At 52.6% G+C, this 23503-nt stretch carries 18 protein-coding genes; 10 read left to right on the top strand and 8 right to left on the bottom strand.

What is annotated here, in order from left to right; all coding sequences use genetic code 11:
- The first annotated feature begins 10 nt into the window (after positions 1–10).
- From GN111_RS24970 to GN111_RS24945, 6 genes are all read left to right on the top strand, one after another.
- On the top strand, positions 11–1276 hold the full coding sequence (locus tag GN111_RS24970) for a polysaccharide biosynthesis tyrosine autokinase (protein ID WP_155306363.1): 1266 nt from the start codon (positions 11–13) through the stop codon (positions 1274–1276).
- A gap of 483 nt (positions 1277–1759) precedes the next feature.
- On the top strand, positions 1760–2758 hold the full coding sequence (locus tag GN111_RS24965; RefSeq protein WP_155306362.1) for a hypothetical protein: 999 nt from the start codon (positions 1760–1762) through the stop codon (positions 2756–2758).
- A 75-nt stretch (positions 2759–2833) separates the two neighbouring features.
- Positions 2834–3925, top strand: a complete 1092-nt coding sequence (gmd, locus tag GN111_RS24960; RefSeq protein ID WP_155306361.1) for a GDP-mannose 4,6-dehydratase — start codon at positions 2834–2836, stop codon at positions 3923–3925.
- Positions 3918–4961, top strand: coding sequence for a GDP-L-fucose synthase family protein (locus tag GN111_RS24955; protein WP_155306360.1), 1044 nt, complete (start codon positions 3918–3920; stop codon positions 4959–4961). Before gmd ends, GN111_RS24955 begins: the two co-directional genes overlap by 8 nt.
- A gap of 239 nt (positions 4962–5200) precedes the next feature.
- On the top strand, positions 5201–6325 hold the full coding sequence (wecB, locus tag GN111_RS24950; RefSeq protein WP_155306359.1) for a non-hydrolyzing UDP-N-acetylglucosamine 2-epimerase: 1125 nt from the start codon (positions 5201–5203) through the stop codon (positions 6323–6325).
- 527 nt (positions 6326–6852) lie between these two features.
- Entirely contained in the window at positions 6853–8511 is a 1659-nt protein-coding gene (locus tag GN111_RS24945; RefSeq protein ID WP_155306358.1) for a fibronectin type III domain-containing protein, read from the top strand.
- A 145-nt stretch (positions 8512–8656) separates the two neighbouring features.
- Here GN111_RS24945 and GN111_RS24940 read toward each other — a convergent pair whose 3' ends face one another.
- On the bottom strand, positions 8657–8959 hold the full coding sequence (locus tag GN111_RS24940) for a hypothetical protein (RefSeq protein ID WP_155306357.1): 303 nt from the start codon (positions 8957–8959) through the stop codon (positions 8657–8659).
- Between the two features lie 318 nt (positions 8960–9277).
- Positions 9278–10219 (bottom strand): LuxR C-terminal-related transcriptional regulator, encoded by a 942-nt coding sequence (locus tag GN111_RS24935; RefSeq protein WP_170302454.1) that lies wholly within the window; start codon positions 10217–10219, stop codon positions 9278–9280.
- Between the two features lie 304 nt (positions 10220–10523).
- Here GN111_RS24935 and GN111_RS24930 point away from each other — a divergent pair, with 304 nt between their 5' ends.
- The 4 genes from GN111_RS24930 to GN111_RS24910 all read left to right on the top strand — a co-directional run bounded on the left by GN111_RS24930 (position 10524) and on the right by GN111_RS24910 (position 14801).
- Entirely contained in the window at positions 10524–11333 is an 810-nt protein-coding gene (locus GN111_RS24930) for a DUF3786 domain-containing protein (RefSeq protein ID WP_155306355.1), read from the top strand.
- A gap of 15 nt (positions 11334–11348) precedes the next feature.
- The gene (locus tag GN111_RS24925) at positions 11349–11957 is read left to right on the top strand and encodes a DUF3786 domain-containing protein (RefSeq protein WP_155306354.1); all 609 of its coding nucleotides are present in this window, start codon (positions 11349–11351) and stop codon (positions 11955–11957) included.
- Between the two features lie 373 nt (positions 11958–12330).
- Entirely contained in the window at positions 12331–13275 is a 945-nt protein-coding gene (locus tag GN111_RS24915) for a DUF6268 family outer membrane beta-barrel protein (protein WP_155306352.1), read from the top strand.
- Between the two features lie 422 nt (positions 13276–13697).
- Positions 13698–14801, top strand: coding sequence for a GGDEF domain-containing protein (locus GN111_RS24910; protein ID WP_170302453.1), 1104 nt, complete (start codon positions 13698–13700; stop codon positions 14799–14801).
- A gap of 58 nt (positions 14802–14859) precedes the next feature.
- Here GN111_RS24910 and GN111_RS24905 read toward each other — a convergent pair whose 3' ends face one another.
- The 6 genes from GN111_RS24905 to GN111_RS24880 form a co-directional block, all read right to left on the bottom strand.
- Positions 14860–16305: a DUF362 domain-containing protein gene (locus GN111_RS24905; RefSeq protein WP_155306350.1), complete on the bottom strand. Its 1446-nt coding sequence runs from the start codon at positions 16303–16305 to the stop codon at positions 14860–14862.
- A gap of 2 nt (positions 16306–16307) precedes the next feature.
- On the bottom strand, positions 16308–17363 hold the full coding sequence (locus GN111_RS24900; protein WP_155306349.1) for a lipase family protein: 1056 nt from the start codon (positions 17361–17363) through the stop codon (positions 16308–16310).
- Positions 17347–18816 (bottom strand): phospholipase D-like domain-containing protein, encoded by a 1470-nt coding sequence (locus GN111_RS24895; RefSeq protein ID WP_170302452.1) that lies wholly within the window; start codon positions 18814–18816, stop codon positions 17347–17349. Before GN111_RS24895 ends, GN111_RS24900 begins: the two co-directional genes overlap by 17 nt.
- A gap of 149 nt (positions 18817–18965) precedes the next feature.
- Positions 18966–19949 (bottom strand): TAXI family TRAP transporter solute-binding subunit, encoded by a 984-nt coding sequence (locus GN111_RS24890; protein WP_197740421.1) that lies wholly within the window; start codon positions 19947–19949, stop codon positions 18966–18968.
- Between the two features lie 30 nt (positions 19950–19979).
- Positions 19980–21263 carry an LssY C-terminal domain-containing protein gene (locus tag GN111_RS24885; RefSeq protein WP_170302451.1) on the bottom strand — a complete coding sequence of 428 codons (1284 nt, stop codon included), beginning with the start codon at positions 21261–21263 and terminating at the stop codon, positions 19980–19982.
- A 357-nt stretch (positions 21264–21620) separates the two neighbouring features.
- Positions 21621–23396 (bottom strand): AMP-dependent synthetase/ligase, encoded by a 1776-nt coding sequence (locus tag GN111_RS24880; RefSeq protein WP_155306346.1) that lies wholly within the window; start codon positions 23394–23396, stop codon positions 21621–21623.
- Between the last annotated feature and the right edge of the window lie 107 nt (positions 23397–23503).

Below are 23503 nucleotides of genomic sequence, written 5' to 3'. Positions count from 1 at the left end.
GGACATCAATATGGGTAAATTTTCCAAAGCGTTAAAGAAGGAAGAAAAAAAGCATACCGATAAACCGGTGACGCGAACCAATCAGGATTACACCCGGTTAAGTCGAAAACCTTCAAGCAAATCGACGCTCAGTTCGGCTGAAATGACCGGCAAGCAACGGGGCTCCGATATGCAACACCAGGTTCATATGGTATCCGACCACTCCAATAAAAAACCTGTTTCTGATCCATTGGAATCGGCTTCCGTAGCACCCTCCGCCTCAACCGTAGTGGAGGAACCTATTGCTGCTAAACCTGATCCCAAACCGTCGCCGCATTTACTATCGCAAGATGCCCGACCATCAGTGGAAGCACCTCAACCATCTGTGGAATCGCAAATCCCCGCTCCCACAGCTGTTCATTACCAGGCATACGCAGATAATCCTTCTCCGTTGGAGCAGGACCCATCTAAGGGAACACCATCGCAACAAATCAGTGCTCAAGAACCTGCGTTGCACCGTAGCAACCCCTCGACATCACCGGCGGACGTCCCTCCATCGAACAAAAAGGTGAAAGTCAGCTATTCGAAAACCAAAGTTCAGGTCATGGCCCCTGAATTACTCAAAAATAACAGGGTCTTTTCCGTCTTCGACGATTTCGAAATCACCGATCAGATTAAAATTCTTCGAACCCAAGTACTGCGCAAGCTCAAGGCTATTGGAGGCAACAGTATCCTGATCACCAGTGCAAACCCTTACGAGGGTAAAACCTTCACCAGCATCAATCTGGGGATAAGCATCGCAAAAGAATTCGATCGAACCGTGTTGATCATCGATGCCGACATCCGCAAACCCACCAAACAGCATTCCTCATTTTCAACCAATTTTTTTTCCCTGAAGGTGGAACACGGTCTAACGGATTATCTTGAGGGTAATGTTGACATTTCCGATATCTTGATCAACCCGGGGATCGATAAACTGACCTTGATACCCGGCGGCGTCGTTCCGGTGGACAATTCGCCAGAACTGCTCAACTCGGGACGGATGGAGCTTATGATGCAGGAGATCAAGAGCCGCTACCCCGCCGATCGAGTCGTAATCGTCGATGGACCAGCGCTTCTACCCTATCCTGACGCCATGATCTTGGTGCGTTATGTCGATGGTGTGATTCCTGTGATTGAGTCAGAGCGGACACCCGTTGATGAAATCAAAAAAATGATGCTCCGTCTCAAGGAGGTCAACATATTGGGAACTGTGTTGAACAAAAATAAAGCTAATAGGCGAAAAAAGTATTCATGATAGGACTAACTTCCACTAGTTGGTGTGATGCATGAGGTTCCCGATATCAGAAACTTGCTCGTCAACATCGAATCGGATAGATACAAATGGGAGTTAGCAACACGAAATCCAATACCAACCATGATTGACACTTTCTCATTTTTGGACAGCGACCCATAAAACCAAATCAATGAAGGGCATTTATCAATGAAGAATGGATTCACAAGGCCACGTTGCCGACAACGTAAAAACCGCTTTACACCGGCCTCCAATGTGTTTGAAGGTCTAAGCTGGATCAAACGCCTTAGTCAAGATACATTAATTAATAGGCGCATGATAAAATGTCTAATTTTTACCTCGATCACCGTTTGCATAGGTTTCATAAGTTTATTGACGTCTTCAATTCAAGCTGCAGAGACGGCGCTGAAACCAAATGTCTCGGTGGGTGCTGCTTATGATGACAACATATTATATACGGAAGATGAAAAGGTCGATTCCTCCATCTTGACGGTCAGCCCGAGCGTGGATCTGGATTATGAAACCTTGCTATCCTCCGTTACCTTGAGTGCGGATTGGGATATCCTGACCTATCTGGATGAAAGCGATCTAAACCGGACAAATCAATATTATGAATTGTCCGGTGACCGCCGTTTCAAGGAACGATGGAAAGCTGATATCGATTTGAAATACTATGACGATACGACGCTGAACACCTATCTTCAGGAGACCGGACGCGTCATCGAAAGAGTCCAACGTAATTTTCTGGAAGCTGGCGGGGATGTCGATTACGATTTGACGACAGTCTCTGGGCTCTCAGTTGGGTACCGCTACCAGGATGCATCCTACGATGACGATGACTTTTCCGATTATTACAATCACAGGGGCAACCTGTATTATGTTCACCGTTTGAAGACCGAAGTGGACCGAATATCCATCGGACCCTCCTACTACTATCGTAAGAACGATTTCAACGAGGTGGATTCATATTCCATGGACATCGGCTGGCATAGAGACTGGAGCACCGTATCTTATAGCTTTGCATCAATTGGCGCACGCTATGCCGAAGTTACCGATGAGGATGGCAGTGACGACGATAGTTGGGGCGCACGGGCGCGGATCGATCTGAGCTTCGATGGGGAAACGTCGACCACACTTTTCCGTTATTTTCACGATCTGCGAACGACATCGCAAGGTGACGATATCAACGTGGACAATTTTTATTTTTCTTACCGTCAGTTGCTGACCGAACGGTTTCGGGCAGGAATCAACGCCAGGCTGGTTTTCAGCTACAAACTGCTGGATCGACAATCCGATGTCAATGATTCACGTTACTACTGGCTTGAGCCCAATCTGACTTACGATGTCATGCGCAATTTAAGAGTTTCGCTAAGTTACCGCTACCAGAACAATGTGGAGTCCGGGGACGATGGCGAACGCGACATTACCCGGGAGCGCAATGTATTCTGGCTTCAGTTCAGCTACAGTTGGACGACATTGTTTTAAGCCGACCCTCTAAAAGTTCAAAAAATGCCATCTGCAGATCTACTCCTTTTTTAGACCGATCTCTTTTGAGGATTCATGTCAAAAAAAATTGCCTTAATTACCGGCATTACCGGGCAGGACGGCGCCTACCTAGCAGAGTTTCTGCTGGCAAAAGGATATGAAATTCACGGTATCAAGCGCAGGGCGTCGTTGTTCAATACCGATCGGATCGACCATCTGTATGAGGACCCCCATCAAACAGATCGACGGATGATTCTTCATTACGGGGATCTGACCGATGCCACCAACCTCATTCGGGTGCTGCAGCAGGTACAGCCGGACGAGGTTTACAACCTGGCTGCCCAGAGCCATGTCCAGGTCTCTTTTGAAACCCCCGAGTATACGGCAGATGTGGACGCGCTGGGCGCCATGCGGATCCTGGAAGGCATCCGCCTGCTCGGACTCGAAAACAAGACCCGCTTTTATCAGGCCTCCACGTCTGAGCTTTACGGCAAGGTACAGGAAACCCCTCAAACCGAAAAGACGCCCTTTTATCCGAGATCCCCTTATGCCTGCGCCAAACTCTACGCGTATTGGATCACGGTGAATTATCGCGAGGCCTACAACATCTATGCCTGCAACGGCATCCTGTTCAACCACGAATCGCCCATCCGCGGTGAGACCTTCGTCACCCGCAAGATCACCCGGGCCCTGTCGCGTATTTATCTCGGGCTTCAGGAGTGCCTGTACATCGGCAACCTCGATGCGCTTCGCGACTGGGGGCATGCCAGGGATTATGTGGAGATGCAGTGGCTCATGCTCCAACAGGAGGCGCCGGATGACTTCGTGATCGCTACCGGTGAGCAGCATTCGGTTCGTGAATTCATCTCCCAGGCGGCCAAGGAACTAGGCCTCGCCATCCAATGGAAAGGGGAGGGGGTGAACGAACGCGGTCTCAACATGGCCAACGGTAAAACCATCGTTGCCGTGGATCCGAGCTATTTCCGACCCACGGAGGTGCAAACTCTGCTCGGAGACCCGACAAAGGCCAATGAGAAATTGGGGTGGTCGCCCAAAACCTCATTCAGCGAACTGGTCCACGAAATGGTCAAGGTCGACCTCGAAGAAGCCAAGCGCGATGAACTTGTCCAGCGGGCCGGTTTCCGGGTGAACAATCGCAATGAATAGAGACGCGAAAATTTTTGTTGCCGGTGCGGGAGGAATGGTGGGCAGCGCCATTGTTCGCCGGTTGCTTGAACTGGGATATTCGCGAATTGTCGGCAGCTACCATTCTCGACAACCCGATGCTCGGATCTTCCGGCCGGTTGAAAACGAACCGCAAAAAACGACCCTGCAACTGGTTCAGGCCGACCTCACCGATCAGGCCACGGTGAACGCTTTGTTCCGGGAAGAGCAGCCGGAATACGTGTTCATGGCAGCGGCAAAAGTAGGAGGCATCTTTGCCAACGACACCTATCCAGCCCCGTTCATCTACGAAAACCTGGCCATCCAAACCAATGTCATCCACGCTGCTTATGGACAGCAGGTCAGGCGTTTGCTGTTTTTAGGCTCCTCTTGCATTTATCCCAAGCAGGCACCGCAGCCCATGGCTGAGGAACATTTGTTGACAGGCCTCCTGGAGCCCACCAACGAGCCCTACGCCATTGCCAAAATTGCAGGTATCAAGATGTGCGAGGCCTACAACCGCCAATATGGCACTCGATTCATGGCGGTGATGCCGACCAACCTGTACGGTGCCAATGACAACTTCGATCTCGAGACCTCACACGTTCTTCCGGCATTGATCCGAAAATTCCACGAAGCCAAACGGGATGGCAAGCCAGAGGTCGTTATTTGGGGGACCGGATCTCCGCGACGGGAATTTTTACACGTCGATGACATGGCGGATGCGTGCGTTTTCATCATGAATCTCGATGATCGGACCGCCTCGGATCACTTTTTCAGCTACCCGCGTCCCTGCTTTGTCAACTTGGGATGCGGCAAAGATCACACGATTAAAGAATTGGCCGAGGTAATCCAGGGTGTGGTCGGTTTCGAGGGCAAACTGGGTTTCGACGCATCCAGGCCGGACGGCACCCCACAAAAGCTGTTGGATGTGACGCGATCGTCCCAATTGGGATGGCGGGCCACCATCGGTTTGCAAGACGGTGTGCGGATGACGTACCGGTGGTTTATAGACCATGTCGGTGAGTTCGGGGTTTAGCACCCACGATGCCTCTTTTCTCTTGGCTTAAGGCAGGCGTGTTTAGTGTTCAATGCTACCGGAAAACCTGTTAATATGATGCAGCAAGTTCGCAAAAAAATAAGCGAAGGGAGGACGCTGTCGATGATGAATATTAAAAAGCGTCTGGATGACGCCGCAATCAAATAGAAGATGTATACAGGCATTTGCTTATTGACATGATCGCAGGATGCCAATAGGGAGGCAATCGTCCAACAACCATGATTATTCATCTGATCGCAGCGGCCCGGCCCAATTTCATGAAAATCGCCCCCCTGTACCATGCCCTGAATCAGGCAGAATGGGCCCGGCCGGTTATCGTTCACACCGGCCAGCATTACGACATCAACATGTCGGATGCCTTTTTCAAAGATCTGGGGCTGCCCGATCCACACATCCATCTGGGAATCGGCAGCGGGAGCCATGCCGAGCAGACGGGCAATGTTATGATTGCCTATGAGAAGATTCTTCTCAAGGAAAAGCCGCGACTTGTCGTTGTTGTGGGGGATGTCAATTCGACCATGGCCTGCACCATCGCAGCCAGCAAGGTTGTCTACACAGACCTGCCGGAGGGTTCCCGTCGGCCAGTGGTGGCTCATCTGGAAGCCGGTTTGCGCTCGAACGATCGGACCATGCCCGAAGAAATCAATCGGCTGGTCACCGACGCCTTGGCCGACATCTTGTGGACCCCTTCACCGGATGCTACGGAAAACCTTCTTAAGGAAGGCGTTCCCCGCCAAAAGATCGAGAACGTCGGCAACATCATGATCGATTCACTTGAAATGATGCGGCAAAAGATCACGGGATCCGGCGCCTTTTCCGATTTGGGGTTGTCTCCCAACCGGTATGGGTTGATTACCTTGCACCGACCGGCGAATGTGGATTCCCCTGATATTCTGGCGGCATTGTGCCGGCTGCTGATCGCCGTTTCCGAGCGGACCCCGCTGGTATTTCCGGTTCATCCGCGTACCCGAAAGAATCTCGTTGCCTTCGGTCTGCTGGATGGGCTGCAACATGCAGAAAAGATGGTCCTGACGGAACCCATGAACTATGTCCGTTTCATGAATCTCGTGTTCAACTGCCAGTTTGTCATTACCGATTCAGGCGGGATACAGGAAGAAACCACCTATCTGGGTATTCCTTGTTTAACCATGCGCCCCAATACGGAGCGGCCGATAACAGTCGATCAAGGCACCAATCAATTGTGTACCATGGAAAGCCTGGAGCCTCGAATTGACCGCATTCTTGCCGGAGCCGCCAAATCCTACCACGTGCCCGAGCGGTGGGACGGATGCACCGCCCAGCGCATCGTGAAAGCCATTCGCATCGCAATGCCTTCCAATTGAATAACGGATTGTCAATTTACACCAAAAGACATCATCCCTTGCCCATCCCTCTATCGCGCCCCGATTCCATACATATCTATTTATAATTTTAGCTAATTTTCACCTGCATCGCCCAAGCTTTCCGGCATTACTCCTGCCGCCCCCCCCCGATTTGCACATTAAGATTTATATCACCAGCAGCGGTGGAGGACACCGTTCCCAAATGTGCACAAGATTTTTGACGCTACCAACAATCTCCTTTACCACACCGAATCATACCCAAATCTAATCGGGCCATACGCGTTTGACGTTGGTTACGATCTTTGCACACTTAGATCAAAAACTTTTCCCGTACGGCTTGTTTCCAGATTGATCTTGTTGATCGTTGAATAATTTTTTTTCTAAAAAAACAAACCGTTAAAGTCCAATAACAATGATCTTTGGCAACCTGGCAAACCTATTGCTTTGTAGTTGAGGGATTCCCCCCGACAGCATTGGGATGGCACGTTATCTGGCTTAAAAATTGACCAGGAGAGTTGCCCAAGATCATGAACGTAAAACATACGCTCTACAAGACTACCCTTATCGTTTCCACCCTGTTTACCGCCCTAATTCTAATGGCAACCACCGCGGTCCTGGCGGCCAGCGTGACACTTCGCTGGGACGCTGTCAGTGGTTCACCGGATGGTTACCTTTTGTACGCACGGGAAAGTGGTCAAGCTTACAATTACAGCCAGCCCATTTGGCAAGGAACCACGGCAACCTGCACCATAGACAATCTCCAGGATCAGACCGAATACTATTTCGTTGTGCGGGCTTTCGATGGTAGCCTCGTAAGTTCCAATTCCAATGAGGTCCACTATGATCCCTCCGTTTCGAACAGCACTGGTTCGTCAACCAGTTCCGGTGTTTTAAGCTCGAAGTTTGTAGAAACTACGCTTACCAGCGGCATCGAATACTACACGGACAGGAGCTATCAACTGACGGATGTGCCGTCTTCCTATGACGGCATGGAAGCGATCATAACGCCAAACGACGATAGAAACAGCACCGATGCCAGTGGCTATCTGACGTTTACCATGCCTTACGATGGAACGGTATATGTCGCCTACGACAGCCGTGCAACCAGCCTGCCGAATTGGATGAGCGATTTTGTCGATACCGGTGACGTTATTAAAACATCTCTATCTACGCAGCCGTCATTAAAGATCTATTGCTGCAATTATTCCAAAGGCGAAATCGTCAACCTTGGCGGCAACAAAGCAGCCGGCTTTTCGGGGGATACGGTTAGCAATTACCTCGTTTTTTACAGCAACAGCGTTGGTGGAACGACGACCACTATAGATGGTGTTTTAAGCTCACAGTTTGCGGAAACTACGCTTACCAGCGGCATCGAATACTACACGGACAGGAGCTATCAACTGACGGATGTGCCGTCTTCCTATGACGGCATGGAAGCGACCATAACGCCAAACGACGATAGAAACAGCACCGATGCCAGTGGCTATCTGACGTTTACCATGCCTTACGATGGAACGGTATATGTCGCCTACGACAGCCGTGCAACCAGCCTGCCGAATTGGATGAGCGATTTTGTCGATACCGGTGACGTTATTAAAACATCTCTATCTACGCAGCCGTCATTAAAGATCTATTGCTGCAATTATTCCAAAGGCGAAATCGTCAACCTTGGCGGCAACAAAGCAGCCGGCTTTTCGGGGGATACGGTTAGCAATTACCTCGTTTTTTACAGCAACAGCGTTGGTGGAATGACGACCACCTCCGGCTGTGAGTTAGAATCCAAATTTGCAGAATCCGAGGTGGCTGTTGGAGCCTATCTTTACACAGACCGGGATTATTTCATCACGGGAGGCGTTCCAGACTGGATGCTGGGGCGTACAATCATTCAAACGCCCAACGATGAACGCTATAACAATTCAGCCAGTGATTATATTCGTTTTACCACTCCTGTCAGTTATTGGGTGTATGTAGTATATGACAGCAGATCCTCTTCGGCACCTAATTGGTTAAGCGATTGGGAATTTCGCTCCGACTATAAAATCACGACTTCGTTGAGTTCGCAGCCGTATATGAAGCTTTACCGTAAAATGTTTAATGCCGGTGAATGTGTCAGCTTAGGCGGCAACTATGGATCCGGGTCATCTTCTGAAACTCGGAGTAACTATATAGTTGTTTACGGGAATTAGTATGTGAAGGAGAGCGTAAAAGGACCTTAAAAAAGATTTGAATAAATCAAAAACCCGATATCTGAGAGTTCAGATATCGGGTTTTTGATTCATTCGACAAGATCGAATCAACAGGTCGCTGATTTACCTAATGGTAGCTGGAGTTTTACTTTTTATTCCGGTTGATGCATGCTAATCCAATAATTCCGGTTCCTGCGAGAAGAACAACCACCCTTGCAGACTCGTGGAGATTTCCAAAAGTTCCTTTTTCAAGGTCAACACTCGTGTGCTCCCCGTTGATCATCGACAGCGTTGACGCTTCAAGGCTAATTTCGCTGGATAGCGGCCATGCTAGCAACACAGAGAGAAACAGAAGCGGTACAAAAAAAGAAAATGTTGTTTTTATTTTTTTCATGCCCAACATTTCTTTATAAAAATAGGTGAAAGCAAAGTTGCCTAACTGATGCATTATAAGATTTTTTCTATCTCACTTACCATTTATGTATAAGCTATCAAATTATGTGCCAAAAAAGTAAAAATGACGATAGCCTATAAAACTAATAAATACAAATATTTATATTTTGATCGATATCGGAATCGGCAGAAATATGAAAAAAAGTATGTATTTTTAGGAAAAACTTTTCATAGTATTACCTAAAATACATAATTGGTGAACTTACATTTCCACACATATGAATAATTTTCGAAAAGAAACGGGAAAACGCGTATGGGCAACATAAAAGTCCGTTATTTTAACGGGCATTCATTCCAAAATGCTTAGCTTGCCCTAATTTTCAAGCAGGTCGATCAACCCATGCATGGCCCCCCAGGCAGACGCCTGGGCGCGGTCGTTGACTCCGATTTTATTGAAGATGTGAATCACATGGCTCTTTACGGTGTGGTGAGAAATGTTGAGCTGACTGGAGATTTCCCTGTTGGTGAATCCGCTGGCAATGCGGCGCAGAACCTGGATCTCCCTCCGGGTAAGAGGCATCGGCAGTTCGGCATTGGCCGAAGCGATATTCGCCCGCCGGCGTTTCTCAAAATCCGAAAGCTGCGTCTCGAGGCTCTGGATACGAGCATCCTTCTGGCTGATTTTGGTGCGCAGGCCGGAGGTGTCGATATCCAGCGAGACGGTACGGAGGAGATTGCCCTTGCTGTCGTAAACCGGGTATGTGGCTTTCTCTTCTAAAGGATCGGCCATATGGGGGCACTTGGCCATGGAGGTGCGCCCGCGGGAAAGCGCCGCGGCAAAAGCCAGGCAGGTGGCAAAACCGCATTCCCGGCAGTTGGAACCTGGCAATAGCCGGTAGATGTCCACGGCCGAGGTCGGATTGTATTTTTTATTGTTGGGGACAATCTGCGGGCGGCGCCTGCTTACATCCCGGATAAAATCCAGAAGCGTCGGCAAAAAGTCCATGGCCTCGGCCAGATCCCGCACCGGCGTAAAGGCGCCTTCGGTGGAATAAAAGGCACACAGCCGGTCCGCAAGCAAAAATTTGATGTAAACCGGCTTCTCATAGTACTGGGCACTGTCGGCCACGGCGTTGATATAGGGAAACAGGGGCGCCAACTCGCAGTCCAACTCGAAACGCGCACCAAGGGCCAGACAATCCACCGCTGCACTTTGTCCCGCCAACGGGCCGGATGAAAAGAGCGCCAGGGTTGCGTAGGCCGTCGAGAAATCGTGATTCGCGAGGGTATTGGTGTGAATTATGCTGTCGTCCATGGGGTGACACGCTTCCATTATTCATTTTTCCTATCTTTCCCTCCTTGAAATGTAAAGGCTTTTGGGAGCGATACGGGCATCTATTGGATGCTGGATCAAGGCCCGACAACATTCACAACGAATGGAGATGAATGGATTCCCACCTTCGCGGGAATGACATGTCTGATAGTTTATCGCTTGCCTGACAAGGTTGACGATAAAAATCCCCCCAAAAAAGCACTTGATCGCCCAAATGGGGGATTTCACGTCCCCCTTTCTTTTGTATGCTCGCCAGCATCGATCAATGCAACCCAAGGAGGTCCCCATGTCCCAGTTCAAGACGCTCATGGATGTATTCAAACTGCTTGAAAAATCCAATTGCCGGAAATGCAACGAAAAAACGTGCATGGCCTTTGCCGCCGCCGTATTCGGTGGCCGGCGGCCGCTGTCCGACTGCCCCCAGCTTCCCCCGGAAATTGCCGATCAGTATGAAAGTCAGACCCAGAAACGAGCCAACAATGCGCAGGAAACCGAAAATCAACTCGCTGAATTAAAGGCCCGGTTGAGCCAGGTCGATTTCAGCGATGCAGCCAGTCGCATCGGCGCGGTATATGACGGTAAAAAGCTCGTTCTAAAGGTAATGGGCAAGGACTTCGGCGTGGATGACGCCGGAACGGTGTATACGGACATCCATGCCAACCCCTGGGTAACGGCCCCGGTCCTGAATTATATCCTTTGCTGCAAGGGCGTACCTGTCACGGGAAAATGGGTGCCGCTGCGCGAACTGCCCAGCGGCGGGGATTGGTATCGGTTGTTCGGCCAGCGCTGCGAAAAACCCATGAAAAAAGTGGCCGATGCCTACCCAGAGCTTTTCAGCGATCTGGTGGACCTGTTCAACGGCCAACCCGCCGGAAACCAGTTTCAATCGGACGTTGCCCTGGTGCTCTATCCCCTGCCCCTGATCCCGCTGCTGGTCTGCTACTGGCATGCGGAGGACGGTATGAAATCCAATCTGAATCTGTTTTTTGACGCCACCGCCGAGGAGAATCTGGGCATCGACGGCCTGTATGCCCTGGGTGCTGGCATTACGCGGATGTTTGAGAAACTGGCGTTACGCCATGGGGTAAGTGCATAACGAACGGAGGAAAAAATGACAGAACGCGCACCGGTTTTCGATAAAATCATCGCGGATTATTTGCAGCAGGTAGCGGCCCTGGAAGACAGAGCCTGTTTAAGCGACACATTGGGGATCGATGCAACCCAAGATGGTTTCACGGTTCCCCTGTTCAATCAAAGCATCACCGTTACCCAGGACGGAATCTTCAATGAAAACAACGAGCCCCCCAGCCATGCAGCCAGCGTACTGGTCTGCAAATACCTGCTGCTTTGCCCGGACACGCCCCAAACGGATCACACCCTGGTTACCTACAAGGACTTCAAGGATGCCGCACCGTATGTTGGCGGCTTCAAAAACACGGTTGAAATCCCCATTGCCAGGGCCTTTTCAGGTCGCCTGGACAAGCTTGAAGCGGCGTGCCTGGCATTGGGCGGCCGACCGTTCGATACGGACGTGTCCTGCCACCTGGCCTATGAATTCCAGGCCCTGCACCGGGTGCCGATCGTTCTCATTTTTCACGATGCCGACGAGGACTTCCCGGCCCAGTGCACCGTGCTGCTGCGCAAAAACGCGGCCGGTTATCTGGATATGGAATGCCTGGCCATGATCGGCGGGATCCTTGCGCACCGGCTTCAAAAGTGATCCTAAACCGCCAAAAAAAGAAAAGAATGGCCGCCGACCAAAAAATTCCAATGAACGGATTCATTAAGCAATCCATTGTCTTCAACACGGCAAAGGGATCCTGCTCGCGTCAGGACGGTGATTGCAGAGGATTGCAGGTCCGAGGATTCGAACCGGCCCAGCCACGTGTTTCCCCTTCGCGCCCATCCTGACGGTGTGCTTGGAAGGCGGGGTAAACTCTGCCCGTCGTTAAAAAAATATAGAGGTACGCAGCAAGACGCAACAGAACCCATAAATCTGGTGACAACGTGGGCTTTTCATGCAATGTAATGGGCCAATTGCCTTACCGGAACGATTCGGTGAGCACTTCCCATCACAGCCTCAGGAGGAATAAATGCGCTGCCCTCGCCAGATTTTTGTGCTATTGGGACTATCGACGATCCTCACCGCCATGGCAATGACTGCTTCCGCCCATGCCCAGTCCGGTGATGCCGGTTCCGCCAGACCGGCGCCTCCGAAATACGCTTTTTCATTTTCCTATACCCCTGTCTACCAGTTCGAAACCGACCTGGACAGCGGTGGCGAATTCGATGTCGAGCGCCATTTTTTTCGGTTTGACGTGACCCGGATTGTCAACCGGCAATGGGCGGTCGGCCTGGGATTGAGCTTCGACTACGAACGCTGGGATTTCTCCGGAATCGACGGTCTGGCCGGGATCGACCTGTGGGACGAGATTGTCCGGCCGGGTATCAGCCTGCCCATTGCCTACACCACTGCCAACCAATGGCGCCTGATGGTTATCCCCAGCGTGGAGTTTGCCGGTGCGTCCGGGGCCGAAACCGATGAATCCCTTTCTTACGGGGCGGTTATTTCGGCAATGCATGCGGTTGGGCCGAACCTGAAGATCGGCGTTGGCGCCGGGGTATTCAATCGGCTGGATGAATGGGAGGCCTTTCCTTTCCTGGCCATCGACTGGAAGATCGACGACCGCTTCAAAGTTAGCAATCCTTTCCGCGCCGGCATAGCCGGTCCGGCCGGCCTGGAACTGGTTTACACCCCGACCGACCGTTTGGAACTGGGCGTGGGAGGGGCGTTTCGATCCTACCGCTTTCGTCTGGATGACAGCAATGCCGTGCCCGACGGCATCGGAGAAGTGGAGTTCTGGGCGGCCTTCCTGCGCATCGGTTGGCGGCTTGGCGAGAGCTATCGGCTCGACATCAACGGCGGGGCGTGTATAGATGGCAAAATCAGCATTGACGATGAAGACGGCAACGATCTGGGTGAAACCGGAACGGACACGGCGCCGTTTGTCGGCATAACCTTGAAAGGACGATTTTAGTAATACAAGCCGATATCGACATGCCGATTCATTGCATATGAATGCTTATGGTTCGTGCAAAATTCAGTTTCTATTTTAGGATCTGTCTAAAGTTGAAAAGAGTTCTCACCGATATTCGATTTAAACCTGGGCAAATATCCGGACCCGGAGGCCCCGGTTTTGGGTTCCCCCTGGCAGGGGTATGGCTGCAATCAATAGAAACAATAGGCGTCAGAAGACAGAATTCAGGAGCCAGAAGGATTTTGATGTCGCTTCGCTCCGTCTTTTGGAAAAAATCGAATGAGCCGAAGGCGAAAGCCTTATTCTGAATGCTGGATTCCTACACGACGATTACGGCGGAGCCAATTACCTCTGACCTGGCCCGGAGGACCCGGTTTCCTGGACCGAATTAATGAGAACAAATTTGTTTTGGAGAAATGGTATTGTTCGACAAGCTGATTCCAAAAGATGACGTGAAACAGCGGATCCGCATGAAGCGGGCGCTCCAGGCCCTGGGAGGGGGCGCGAGTCAATCGCTGGTATCCGTTATTTTGTTTTTTTCAGGGGGGTTCAGGCTCGAGTTCCAGGAATTCGCTTTCTTGATGATTTTTTTGTGGGTGGGTCACCTGACGATTCCAGTATTGATTCGCCTGGGCGTCAATCGGCGCTTATCGGATCCCAGCATGACCCGGGAGATGGTAAATTGGTCTATCTTTACGCTGTTGATCACCGTTTTTTTTATGGATCATTTCCGCGCCCTCATGTTGATGTATTTTCCCATCATCCTTTTATACGGGGCGTTCAGCATGACCCCCAATCAATACAGGGCCACGGCAGCGGTAATGATCTTGGGATATATTGCCGTCATTTTCACGCTTTGTCAGCTATACCCAAGCCAATTTAAGATTGAAGATGAATACGTCGTCGCTCTTGTTTTTGTTTTGGTTATCGTTGCATTCTCTTTTGTGAGCAATCAGATAAGCCTGCTTAGAAGAAAATTGTACCAGCGCAATGCAGAGCTCGCAACGGCAATTGAAAAAATAGAACATATGGCCATTACGGACGAGCTTACCGGTTTAACCAACAGACGACATATGATGCATATGCTTAGAAGGCAAAAGGCGGTCGCCGATCGTGGCGGCAACGGTTTTTGTGTTTGCTTTTTCGACTTGGACCGCTTCAAAAGCATCAATGACAGGATGGGCCACCACGTCGGCGATGTCGTACTCAAACGTTTTTCATCCGAGGTTCAGTCACAACTGCGCGATTCTGACCTGTTTGCCCGTTTTGGAGGAGAAGAATTTGTCCTCCTGGCCAATGGCGTCAACCTTAAACGCGCAACCATAGCGGCCAATCGAATCCGCAGGGCCATTGAAGCGCTCCGGTTCATTGATGTGGCATCGGACTTGACGGTAACCGTATCCGGTGGTGTGGCGCAATTCCGGAACAAAGAAAAAATCGAAACGGTTCTATCCCGCGCTGACCAGGCTTTGTATGCAGCAAAAGGTAGAGGAGGAAATTGTATTCAAGCGGAGACCGACATCTAATGTTAGCGGACTGTCTTTCTCCAACCAACGAATTTTTGCAACATCCTCTGTTCACCCTTTATTCATCCGTCAACCAGCGATTGACCGCCCGATAAAATCTCATTTTCCAGTAATCGATATTCAACGAAACAACGATCCTGGGATCGAAATTGACGTTTTTCAATTTGCCGAGCATCGAAAGATAGTGAACATGATCGCCGACGGACACGGGACATCCTTTGGCGTGAACGTAATCCGATTTTCTCTGTCGAAAACAGCTCCATAGGGTTGCCAGAGTCTTTACCAGCATGTCGTTGGTTTTGGTTTTTCTTTCGTCAACCGCGCGCGGGGGTTTGTAGCTGCTATTTATCGTCACTTCCTTGCCGTTGATCTCCCCTTTCCAGCTGGTGCAGTTCCCGGCGAACAGGATTTTCTCATCCTTTTCGAATGCAATAGGGCCTTGGACTCTGCCGACAACATAATGGACCTTCTTTATTGTCTGCCTTGCCTCCGGATGAAAGGCATCGAACAGGTGCATCGCCTCCTGCAAGGCGCCCGGGCACCCTCCCCAGCAATAGTCGGAAGAATGTTTTTCGGGAAACTTTCCCACCGTGCATCGCAAATTCGTTCCGTCGGAAAAATACTTGTCGATGGTCTCCAGGCAGAACTCGAAATTCGTCGTTCGCTCGCGGACTTCTTCCAACGGGAAATCGCCGGAAACTTCGATTTCATCGATATTCATGGGGCCGAGCCCCCTGGTCGAAGCGTGTTTGAGATGGATCAGATCTTCGGGATCGACGTGAACCATATGGCAGCCCACGGTATCCACCGCACATGAATTGGTGCCCATAACAATGGCGCCCATGTGGAAAGGCGTCGGTGTCAGCATCATTTTCTGTCCGGCGGTGATGGCGTCAATGGCGATGAATTTGGGTTGAACCGCCTCCTGCAGGTCTGCAATTTTATGTTCGAGGAAAACGTTGTGATCGACCAGCCGGTGTCGGTCGTCCTGAATGCCGATAAAATTTTTCAGACTCAGCGTCAGGCGGCACCACGGGTGGGCCTTGAACTTGGGCAGATTGATCAAAAAATCCGTTTCTGCGATGGGCTTGGGAAAAAACATGGTGTTTCTCAGCGCAGCTCCGCTTTTCAAATTCACAGGAACCTGCTTCACTTCATCGAAATAGTAGGCCTTGGTTCGATGCTTCTTCAATACTTCCGGGTAGCCCGCATTCTTGAACGCCCAACGTGTGGGCAGCGTGATGCCGCAACGTTCTCCCACGGCGATTTCCCTGGCATTTTCAGCTCTGGCCTTCGACGCCCATATGGCGCCATCCAAAAATTCCTTTCGTGTGAAAGCGTGGGGAAACAGCTGCGGATGGGCAATGACCACATTCGGTTTCAACAGAACCTTTCCGGTGGGCACCACACCGAGTTCTTCCATTCCCTCTTTTATGATCCCGCCGATGACATCGGGGTCATATCCATCGCACCGCATGATCAATACCTTGTGCCTGGTCTCCATTTTCACCTCCTCATCGGTTTTGTAAATGAATTGCCCGTTACGTCTCGGCGTACCGCCAACTCATTCCAGAGGTAGATCGCATAAAGCAGGGGTACGTGGTCGCGGATGGAACGCGGGATCAGGTTCGTCGCATGGCTTGCCGTGTGCTCCCGGCACGGCTCATCGATTTCGGTATCATCCGTCAAAATGGGGTCCGGTTGGTTTTCAAAGGTGTTGCAATGATAAAGCACCCGTCCTTGTGCATCGATGGAGATCCGTTCGCCGACGTGACGGAACAACCCTTTCGGCGGTACGCGGGTAACGATGTCACGGTAGTTGACAATCCTGTATGTTCTGGGCCTGAACACCGCCTGAAATTGATCATCGCCCACCCTGGGCGATCCGAAGGTATACACGCCTTGAACATCCGGCAGCCGATCACCGGCAAGGACGGCCAGGGCCGCACCCAGACTGTGCCCGGTAATCCATAGTTTCAAGCCCCGGGCCTGAAGTGTTTCGACTTCTGATTTCAGTTCATCCCAGACCAAATCAAGGGCCGTCTTGAAGCCACGATGAACCCTGCCCCCACGATACCATTCGGTCCGCTGCAAATCGATATCGGTCGTAAAATCGGCGAATATCCGGCGTGGATCGAACGGTTCGCCCCGCTTCCATATCTCGCTGCCGCGAAAGGCGATGATCGCAAACCGGTCGTTGGAAGCGACAAAGCACTGGGTGCTGGAACGGTTGAAAAATCGGAGATGGAACAACCCGGCCCTTGCAAAGCGTCGGCGAACATAGGTTTCATCCGCATAGACCAGCATGGACGCTTCGGCCAGCCACCATGCATTGAGCAGGCTGAACGACGTAGCATTGAAGGCAAAAGGAAAGGTTCGGCGATTCTGAAAATAGTCGTAATCCTTGAAAGGAGGTGAGAAGTTGCTGAAAGTGATCTCGGGAATCGCTTTTGTGCAGACCGCAGCGGTTTCGGAGCCCCGGGCCGGCAGCCCGAAAAACGAGATTCCCACGGCAAAAAGCAGCGCTGCCGAGAAGTGTTGTAAGCTAAAGCAGCGGTTCAAATAGGCCTCCGAACTCTTTTCTCAATTTGTAAAACGCATCGCTGGGATCGTTGAATTCAGCGGCATCCTCCGGGGTGATCGGCCGGCTGTAAGCCAGATCGTGCAGATAAAAAAGGCGGGCCAATTCGGTGGACAATCTGACGCTTTCGAAAACCACGGCGGTCTCACTGTTGAGCTTTTCGCTGCGGGGGTCCAGGTTGTAGGATCCCACCAGGGCATAACGCCGGTCGAAGACGGCGTATTTCGCATGAATGGTACCCTCGGTTTGCCGGTCGCGGTCGTACCGCCGGCCCTGCCATTCCCAAATCTGCACGCTGCCGCCGGCTTGCCGGGCTGGCATCTCCTCGTTGATTGCCAGGATGGCTTTATAGTAACTGCGTCCGACCATGGTCATCTCCGGCAGATCGTTGGTTTCGGGGCTGTTGGTCAGAATCGTCACACGAACCCCTCGCGCCGCCGCTTTCCTGATCGTTTCGATAAACCCGGCCGAAGGGATGAAGTAGGCGTTGCAGACGATAATCTCCTGTCTGGCATGGTCGAAGAGCTTTTCATAGGCCTGCCGGATGTATGATTCGCCCAGTCGGGGCCGGTTATGAAAAAACCGGCTGCGTACAGGTACAAAGGCCAGGTCGGGTTTGACCCGGGCCATGCGCTTGACCCGTTCGACCCGTTCCGGATCGGTCGTATATGAAATTCTCAGCTTGCCGACCTCGTCCAGGAATTTCCGTGTCGACTGCCAGTACAGATCGGTGTTGAGCCCTCCCCGACTTTGTTTGATGGCGACAAAGTGATCGAAATTGCGGTCGAAGGCCGTCACCATGTCTGAAACGATGCCCCCTTTGACGACGATATCCTGATCCCGCCAGTTCTGATCGGGATCCGAAGGGTCCACCCGAAAGTAGGCGTTGGCGATGTTCAACCCGCCGACAACGGCGATGGCATGCTCGGTTTCTCCATCCACGATCCACATTTTTTCGTGATAGCGGTGGTTCGGCGCCTCGGGATCTTTTGACGGGGAGAGGAACGGGACGGGCATTTCGTTGATCCACTCCAGGTACAGCGACTCGTATCCCTGAACCTCGATGCCGTGCTGCTTCAAATCGAAATACATCCACTGGGTCTGCAGCCCCAGATTCGAGGCCGCATCGACGATCACACGGACGTCGACACCGGCTGCCTTTTTTCGTTTCAGGATCTCGGCAATAAACAGTCCCGATTCGTCGGCCCAAAATACCAGCGCCTGGATGCGGATGGACGTCGTTGCCCTTTCAAGCAGTTGCACGCGAGCGGCAAAGGACTGATCGCCGTTATTCAGCAGGGCGATCCGGTTCGACGGGTCTTCATGGACGCCGTAAAAACTGGTATGCCCCACCTCGTCCAGCGGGCTGCCGGCATATTCACTCGATGGACCGAAAACCGGGACTGGTCGGTGGTCTTTGGTGATGGATGCCATGGGAGGCATCGATGGTATCGCACCATGATCATGGTCCCTGGGTGGCCTCCCCTTCGGCGCACAGCTCAGCAGCAGTGCGAAAACGCAGAAACCGATCAAAGGTATTTGATATCTTATCATAAAAATCCCAATCAGGTAAAATGCGGCAGCTAATCGATCAACCCGGTTTCCTTGTAGTATCGGAGCGCACCGGGATGCAGGGGGGCGTTCAGCCCATCGAGCATACCTTCGCGGCTTAACCGATAAAGGGCCGGATGCTGTTGGCGAAAGAACTCGAGATTGCCAACGACTTCTTTGGTGAGCGCATAGACCCAATCCGCAGGCACCCTGGCAGACGTGCACAAGGTGGCAATGACGCCGAAGGTATCCACATCTGCCTGACGGGCCGCGTCCGGATAAAGTTGCATGACCGGGATCGTCGCCTTGCTGTAAAATGGGTTCGCGGCAATCAGCCGGTCGATGGCAGAGCCGGCGATCGGGATAAGGCGGGCTTCGCGCGCCCCGGACAGGGTTTGGCGGATGGTCTCGCTGGGGTGCCCGACCGTATAAAAATAGGCGTCGATGCGGTTGTCCTGCATCAGAGCCGGTGCATCGGAGGCCATGACTTCAATGGCATTGAAGTCCCGGTTTGAATCCAGGCCAAAGGCCGTCAAAGCCTCCGTAACCGTCCAGTGCCGGCTGGAACCCGGATTGCCGATACTGACCGTCTTGCCCTTCAGATCGTCCATGTCATGAATGCCGGCATCCACCGCAGCCACCAGGGTGAGCGCTTCGTGGTGGAGGCTGAACACGGCCCGCAATTCATTCTGGGGGCCTTTGTCCGCCCACTCGGCCAGGCCATTGACCGCCTGATAGAGTTTGTCGGACTGGGTCATGCCGAAATCCATATAACCGGCCAGGATCGCATTCATGTTGAAGGTCGCGCCATCGGTTTCTTCCACCGTGGCCCGGATGCCGTAATCGTGGCGCTTGGCATTGAGCATCCTGGCCATGGCCAAGCCGGTAGGGAAATAGACGCCGGACGGATCCCCGCCGCCGATGGATACGAAAACCTCTTCGGCGCGAAGAGAGGTGCCGCCAGTACTGAAAAGCATGCACACCAGTGTACCGACGACAAGCGGCCATGTTGGCATTTTTTTCATTACCGCCTCACTGCCGGACATTCAATTCCGGGATGATGCATTGGCGTCACCGAGCTGAAAGGTCCTGGGCGCTTCCCAGTCGAGATATTTGATCTGATCCAACGCGATGGGACCGCGATCGAGGATCAGCACGGCGCGATAACCGTCGGTAAAATAGGGATCGCCGGTCAAATTGAACCTGGGTTTGGATGGTCTGGCCCAGCCTACCCCTTTCGCGAAACCGACGTGAGCGAGCATTTGCGAATAGATCAGGTCCTCGATGAGTGCAAAGCGCGCTTCGTCGACATCGGGGTCGATCTTGTGAGTGACGGGCGGCCATGCCTTCGACGTAAACCGGACGCCGATGTCACGGCTGATCTGGCCGACGAAAACCGGCTTCCCCTGAAAGCGCCAGGGGCTGTGCCATAACCGCAGATGGTTGCGTTCGTGGATGTTGTGCCGCGGTTTCTGGCGGGCGAAATCCTGGCGTCTTCCAAAAAAGTGAAGCGGACTCACCGGCGAATACCGATAGCGTGACCCGAAAAAAAACGACTTGATTGTTTTCCAGACCGCCGTGGCGTAGGTTTCCTCGGCCGGCAGCCATCCCCGTCTGGCAAAGGCGGCGACAACGTCTTTAAAATCACCGATGATGACGAGATTCATGGGGTCGCCGAGCTTGCTGCCCTCCTGATTTGTTGTACAGCAGGGCATTTCCTCCAGTTCCGCCTTGAGTGCATCCTGATCGACATCACGAATCATCTCGGGCGGATAGAGACTGTTGAAATCCACCATGCGATAGTCGACGCGCATGCCGGGGATCTGGATGAAAAAGGTGAAGAGCTTGATCTGTTCGGCGGCAATCAGATCGATCTGAACGATCTTTTCACCTTCGTCGAGGTTCGTAAAAATGAACCCCGATACCGCCGTATTGGGCGATATTGGATTTCGGAAGTTCATCGACCGGAAATGGTGCTCCATTTCATCCCGGTAAATGCCGAACAGACCACCCCGGAGCGAATAAACCGTCTCCAGGGGTGAGAAATAGTTCGGATCCGTAGCCGCACTGAGCAGATAATAGGTCCGGGTGCTGTGATTTTCGACCTTGACCCACACGGGCTGCACCTCCCTGCCAAACAGATCGGCGCCGAACAAGGCACGAGCTTCATCGGCGGTTGGTACGGCTACCGTCACCCTGATGTCTTCGTCGGCCTTCGACAGCGCCCGGTCGCGAAACCGGATCGCGTTGATCGAAGCCGGTTCATAGGAAGAGGGCGACGGCAGCGTGGCACAGCCGGCAAACAGCCCTAAAAACATAAGGATGGTCAAGCCCCTCCTCAACACAAGAATTGCGATATCGAAAACCGCTGGCGGCCTGGTTGGATAGCCTGTGGTCATCATCGATCTTGTCTTTCCTGGCAGTATGTTGCCGGCCGACAGTCCTTCGGTACTGTCGGATGCCACCTGACCCAGCAGGCAGTTGAAGGTCCCGGACACGATGCAGCCATCCGTGAGGGCCTGGATGAATGCCTTAAAAAAGGTGAATTGGGATCAGACTATCAGACAAGATTGTTTTGAATTCGGTATTGTCAAGATTCAAGTTCTGGCATCGGAGACAAACGTCGGGCATTGATGGAATCGGTGAATTTTCCGGCTGTATGGATGGACAGGCATACATATCAGTGTTCATTCGGCATACATACCCTCGATTTCCCCCGCATAATTGGCTTTGATCACCCGGCGTTTGAGCTTCATGGTCGGCGTCAGTTCACCGTTTTCGATGGACAAGTCTTTGGGCAGAACGACGAATCGTTTGATCGTCCAGGATCGGGGCAGGGTGGCGTTGACCGCATCCACCCGCACCTGCAAATAGGCCTTGAACCGCTCGCAGGAAACGGCCCCGTCGATATCGGTGGCCCGGCTGCCGGCCTCTTCCGCCGCCAGCGCCACTTTGGCCGGATCCAGGGTCAGCAGCGCCGATACATACTTGCGCCGGTCGCCGATAACCACCACCTGGTTGATGATCGGAATCGCCTTGAGCTTGCTTTCCAGGACCTGGGGAGGAATGTTTTCTCCCCCTGCTGTGATGATCAGTTCTTTCAGGCGGTCGGTGACTTTCAAAAAGCCCTTGTCGTCGATACGGCCCACATCCCCGGAGTGAAGCCAGCTCTCTTCGTCGATCGTATCGCGGGTGGCCGCCTCGTTCTTGTAGTACCCCTTGAACACGTGGCGGCCGCGCATCAGGATTTCGTCGTACTCCCCAAGACGAAGCTCCGTCCCGGTCATGGGCGGCCCGGCCCAGCCGGTGCGATAGCGCCCGGTCTGCGGCAAAGAGATCGTGGTGGGGCCGGTGCACTCGCTCATGCCGTATATCTCGGTAATCGTTATCCCCAGGCTCATGAAAAACTCGAGGGTATCCTCGGCGATGGGAGCGGCGGTGGAAAAAAAGATGCGGCAACGATCCAGCCCCAACCGCTGGCGGACCTTGGAAAACACGAGTTTGTCCGCAAGGGGATACAGCCGCGGCCGGGGTTGACCGTTCTGGTGGGCGTAGCCGCCGGCCAGTCCCTGCCTGCGGGCCCAGGCGGCGATTTTCTTTTTGAGCGGCGGGTTGTCGGCCCCGGCCGCCGCCACTTTGGCCTGGATCTTTTCCCAGACCCGCGGCACCCCGAGAAATATGCTCGGCCGGACCTCCTGCAGGTTGTCGCCCAACTGGTCCAGGCTTTCGGCAAACCAGGCGGTGCATCCCATCGTCATCGGGACGACCAGACTGACCATCTGTTCGGCAATATGGCTTAAAGGAAGGTAGCTGATCACCTGGTCGCGGTAGTCTCCGTCAACGGTCTCCACCACCTTTCGAGCCGTCCACACGATATTGTCGTGGGTGATCATGACGCCTTTGGGATTGCCGGTGGTACCGGACGTATAGATCAATGTACAGCAGGAATCGGGAGACTGGGCATCCATCCGCTCCTTCAGAGCCGCATCGGTCACTCCGGAAGCCAGCTCGGGCAGATCGCCCCAGGCATAGACCCGCGGGTCGTCATCGGAGCCGTTCATCATCACGATGGCTTTCAAATCGGGAAGATCGGGCCACAATCCTTCGAATTTTTTCAACTGTGCCCCATCTTCCACCACGACAATATTGGCTTCGCTGTGTTGGGCGATATACAGGCACTGTTCCGGGGAACTGGTCGTGTAGATGCCGCCGGGCACGGCGCCGGCAAAAATGGCCGCCAGATCGCCGATAAACCACTGCGGGCAGTTGTTCGCCAGGATATTGACCGCCTTGCCGGCCTCCAGGCCCAGGGCCATGAACGCCTTGGCTGTGGTCAGCACTCCGGTCTGATAGTCATTCCAGGTAATCGTCTCCCACCGGCCGTTGCGTTTATGCTTCAACGCGGGTCGATCTCCGTGGGCGGCAACCGTTTTCTCGAAACGCTCCATAACTGTCTGTTTCATCGTCACCTCACTGAAAATTGAAGCCGGGTTCAAAGCGAAGGCCTCGTCATTGAATGAAAAGAACGCTGCCTGATGCGCCCGATGCGCAGTCCGTCTATAAAAAGACA

It is taken from the genome of Desulfosarcina widdelii (assembly GCF_009688965.1).
GTDB lineage: Bacteria > Desulfobacterota > Desulfobacteria > Desulfobacterales > Desulfosarcinaceae > Desulfosarcina > Desulfosarcina widdelii.
The sequence above is the reverse complement of the archived record's forward strand: the minus strand, read 5'-3'. Positions and strand labels throughout refer to the sequence as shown.